This window comes from Mesorhizobium sp. M7A.F.Ca.CA.001.08.2.1 (genome assembly GCF_003998455.1).
GTDB classification, from domain to species: Bacteria; Pseudomonadota; Alphaproteobacteria; order Rhizobiales; family Rhizobiaceae; genus Mesorhizobium; species Mesorhizobium ciceri.
The window spans coordinates 1-3,703 of record NZ_RZPW01000636.1 but is presented as its reverse complement, the minus strand read 5'-3'; the positions used below and the strand labels follow the sequence as shown (position 1 = coordinate 3,703).

Here is a 3,703-nt window from a genome sequence, read left to right as displayed (position 1 = left end):
GACCATGGTGGAGGCCCACTCGCTGCGTGGGCTCGCACGTCTGGCGAAAAGCTGGAAGGAGGCGCCGCCCTTCGCCGGCGACAATGCCTTCGGCGATGCCATCGCCCGGTACCGCCAGGACATCATCGATCGTTATGCAGCGCTCGCTGAAAGCCAGGGGCTCACGCGCGACGCCGCTGCGTGGTTCGCCGACCACCGCGGCGAGATCGAAATGCCCGCTCTTAATCCGTTCGCCCAGGCAATGTCGCTGACCATCCTCGCCGAATACGGCCGCGCGCCGGACTGCGTAGAGGCTTTGGGGGCACTCAACCGCTGGCCTGGCCGCACCAGCATGCCGATCGCCGAGTACCTCGGACACTGGGAGGCGAGTTGTGTCGAATTGCGCGCTTCGCCCAGATTGCCGATCCGCCTGCGTGATCTGCTGCACGTTCAACAGCGGGCCAAGTGAAGAGCGCTTAGGCCGGTAGGCGACGGACCGGCTTAGCCTGCGCTCGATGACCGTGTCCGGTCAAAGACATGTCGGTCGTTTCCTTGCTCGCGGGCTCACACGCACATTGGCGTTATGATATGGCATCTCGGCTCGCGGCGCTTTTCGGCGCCGAGTCCGCCATCGTGAGCTCTGGCAGGACTGGTCAGGCCGCGCGACATGCAACATGGGCCGGAATCGCGACCTGAGCGCGATACCCATCAACTTGTCGAACTCGAATTCATGGCTCGATTCAATCGTGTGCGTGGAATTCGGTTCAAAGCGGTAGTCGACAGATTGAACCGGAAGAGTCTGGCGGCGTTATCGGGTCTGGAATGGCAATCCTTTGGAGGACGAAATGGCCAGTACTGGAACAACCCGTGGACACAATGAGGACCGCGCGAAGGTTGCTGGCGGGCAGGATAATGAAGTGAAATACGAGGCGGGCAAGACCGGCGCGAGGAAGGCTGACGTGAAATCGGTGGGCAACAGCCGCAAGAAGATTGAGGACAAGCTGAAAGAATAGACCACCGTTCGCGTGCGCAAATGATCCGCTTAGCCACCTTCAATGTGAACGGCGTTAATGGCCGGCTGCCCGTGCTCCTTAGGTGGCTGACGACTACGAATTACGACATCGTCTGCCTGCAGGAACTGAAAACGTCTGACGAGAAGTTTCCAATTGGGGCGATCCGCGAGACGGGATACCGCGCGATCTGGCACGGCCAGAAATCCTACAACGGCGTCGCTATCCTGGCTCGCGGAGTAGACCCGATCGAGCGCCGACGCGGGCTTCCCGGCGACCCTGACGACAGCCATAGCCGCTATATCGAGGCGGAGATCGGCGGGCTAGTTGTCGGCTGTCTTTACCTGCCAAACGGAAATCCCGCGCCTGGTCACAAGTTTGACTACAAGCTGCGCTGGTTCGACCGTCTGATGCGCTACGGCCGAGCTCTTCTCCAAGAGGGCGCGCCGACCGTGCTGTGCGGCGACTATAATGTCGTCCCAACTCCGATTGATGCCGTGGTGCCGCGACGATGGATTGGCGATGCGGTTTACTTTCCCGAGAGTCGCCAATCCTATGCCGATATGCTTGAGGACGGCTGGACCGATGCGCTCAGGCGCATCCATCCGGACAAGGGTGTCTACACTTATTGGAATCACTCCTATGGGGGCGGTTACGACAGGAGTTCTGGCCTGCGAATGGACCATCTGCTGGTCAGTCCCTCGTTGTCGTCCCGGCTTCGCAATGCGGGGGTGGATGCAGAGACGCGAGGATGGGAGAAGCCGAGCGATCATGCGCCTGCATGGATAGAACTTGATAGCCCGAGTTGAGACTTGAAATGCCGTCCGATTCAGACGGTGCTGGCTGCTCCAGACTTCGCCCCCTTTGTCCGACATTTGTAGTCATTCTTCGGACCACGTGGCGTCGCGCATTACTTTTGCCACCGAGCGGAATATTGTGTTTGGATCTCCATACGATCCGCACGAGCAGGTACTTGGGAACGACAGCATCGAATGCGTGGGAACTGACCACGTTGCTTCACGCGGGCAAACGCGTCAGTCTGTAGATTCGAGGCTTGTCTCGGCTATGTACGCAATGGTCGACCGACCTTTGTTTATGAAATCCAGCATCGACAACCTCCCGCCACCAAAACAGCGCGAGCTGAGAAAGACGGTCAAACTCCTTCTCGAGGAGTTTGAGGATGCCCTCAAGGGCGGGACGGCCGACTTCAAAAGGCGTGGGCGCGTCCTCAAGATCATACTTTTGGGTCCTATGCGCGTGGCGACTGGGTCGACGAGCCGCATACCAGGAAGGGCTATCGTTCGGATTTCGATCGGCTGGTGGTGGTGAACAATCGCAAACTGCCGCGGCGGCGTTCGCCCCGTACGGAAAGCGGTACTCCTCCATCGCCTTAGAAATCGGCATGTCGCCGGTTCCCGCGTAGCGGCCGGCAAAGGGGTGTTTCCCCAAAACAGCAACAGGAAGGCCATCAGGCGAAACCTCCGGTGTTTTTTGTCGCCCTGCGCGCGAGTGCTGCGGGCCGCCAGTTTTGGCTGAAACCGGTAATGTACGAGCAGCCCTCAGAGCGGCTGGATCACCTCCCATCTGACCGAGCCTCGCTCGGCCGCTTTTTCACAGGGAGGAAGGGACAATGAAAGGGCACAGAGATGCACCTCCTACTGTGTCAGGGCCGTTATCGAGGGGCGCTTGTTGAAGTCGCACTTGCCGGTGACGCTGTAGAAGAAGTCGGCATTTGAAGACGGCGTCGGCACGGTTGTGCCGCCGTCCTCCCAGGCTTGATAGCTGGTTACACCACAAGGCACGATGGTGAAGATGTCGACCTTCTGCCCAGTCGGGGTCTCGGTCAGGTTGTTCGCGTCCACGCCGCTGTAGAGTCGGTTGGAGGTGGTCGGATCATCCGACTTTAGGTACTTCGGGTTGCCCGATGGCACGTACATCTGCAGGGAGAGGCCAGCCATCTGGCTGACGTCGATCGACGCGCCGGCGCTGTTGGCTGGGTACATGGTGTTGAGGCAAGTGGTTGAATATTTCTTGGTGCCGCTGGTCTGGAGTATCGCGTCTGCAGTCAGACCCGTGAAGGTGCTCACGCTGGCGGTGGTGCAAACTTGCGACTGGACAAGCGTCTTGATGTCGGCCCCGCCGTTGTTGGTGATTGTGTACACATTCGTTGTGCCGTAGCCTTTCGGATCACCGAAGCCGTTATAGGTATACTCGATCGACATCAGCGGCTTGGCCACCGTCGCTCCAAATGTCGTGCCGTAGAGCGTCATCGTCTTGTTCCACCAGCCCGACACCTTGGAAACCTTGAAGGTAGTCTGCACCAGGGCCGGCGTCTTGCTCGCCGCCGACCCAACGGCGACCGGCACCGTGTTGATCCTGGCGATCTGCATGAACACGGTGGGCATGGAGTAACTTGCCATGGCCTGCGCGGTGGCGGTGCCATTGGCGGAAACCACAAAGCTGTTCAGTGTCGGGGTACCCAGGCCATGGTTGGCGATGAAGGTATCCTGCAGCATAGTCTGGCGCTGCGCCAACGTTGAGGTTGTGTCCATACCGGTGATCGATAGGACCGCGGCATCCAGCGCCTGCTGCTCGTTGGACCGGGTCTGGACCGCCCTGGTATAGTCGACCGAGAACCCGATGGCGGTGATGATGGGCGCCAGCATGAAAACAAACAACGGGGCCATCGAACCGTCATGGGAACGCGCGAACCG

The 3,703-nt window shown here is 59.7% G+C and carries 3 protein-coding genes and 2 pseudogenes; 4 read left to right on the top strand and 1 reads right to left on the bottom strand.

Annotation, left to right across the window (positions count from 1 at the left end):
* The 4 genes and pseudogenes from EN914_RS27975 to EN914_RS27960 all read left to right on the top strand — a co-directional run.
* A pseudogene (locus EN914_RS27975) lies at window positions 1-448 on the top strand (hypothetical protein); the annotation flags it as partial.
* 376 nt (window positions 449-824) lie between these two features.
* Window positions 825-992, top strand: a complete 168-nt coding sequence (locus EN914_RS27970) for a DUF3606 domain-containing protein (protein ID WP_081714477.1) — start codon at window positions 825-827, stop codon at window positions 990-992.
* 20 nt (window positions 993-1,012) lie between these two features.
* Complete coding sequence (gene xth, locus EN914_RS27965; protein WP_024505822.1) at window positions 1,013-1,798, top strand: exodeoxyribonuclease III; 786 nt, start codon at window positions 1,013-1,015, stop codon at window positions 1,796-1,798.
* Between the two features lie 286 nt (window positions 1,799-2,084).
* Window positions 2,085-2,332: pseudogene (locus EN914_RS27960) on the top strand (nucleotidyltransferase); the annotation flags it as partial.
* A 312-nt stretch (window positions 2,333-2,644) separates the two neighbouring features.
* Here the strand turns inward: EN914_RS27960 and EN914_RS27955 are convergent.
* Window positions 2,645-3,703: TadE/TadG family type IV pilus assembly protein (locus EN914_RS27955; RefSeq protein WP_245479415.1), on the bottom strand; the 1,059-nt coding region annotated here is incomplete at its 5' end.

Excerpts from the sequence above, each read along its gene's own strand:
- xth (WP_024505822.1), top strand. The coding sequence starts at position 1,013 with ATGATCCGCTTAGCCACCTTCAATGTGAACGGCGTTAATGGCCGGCTG.
- EN914_RS27970 (WP_081714477.1), top strand. The coding sequence starts at position 825 with ATGGCCAGTACTGGAACAACCCGTGGACACAATGAGGACCGCGCGAAG.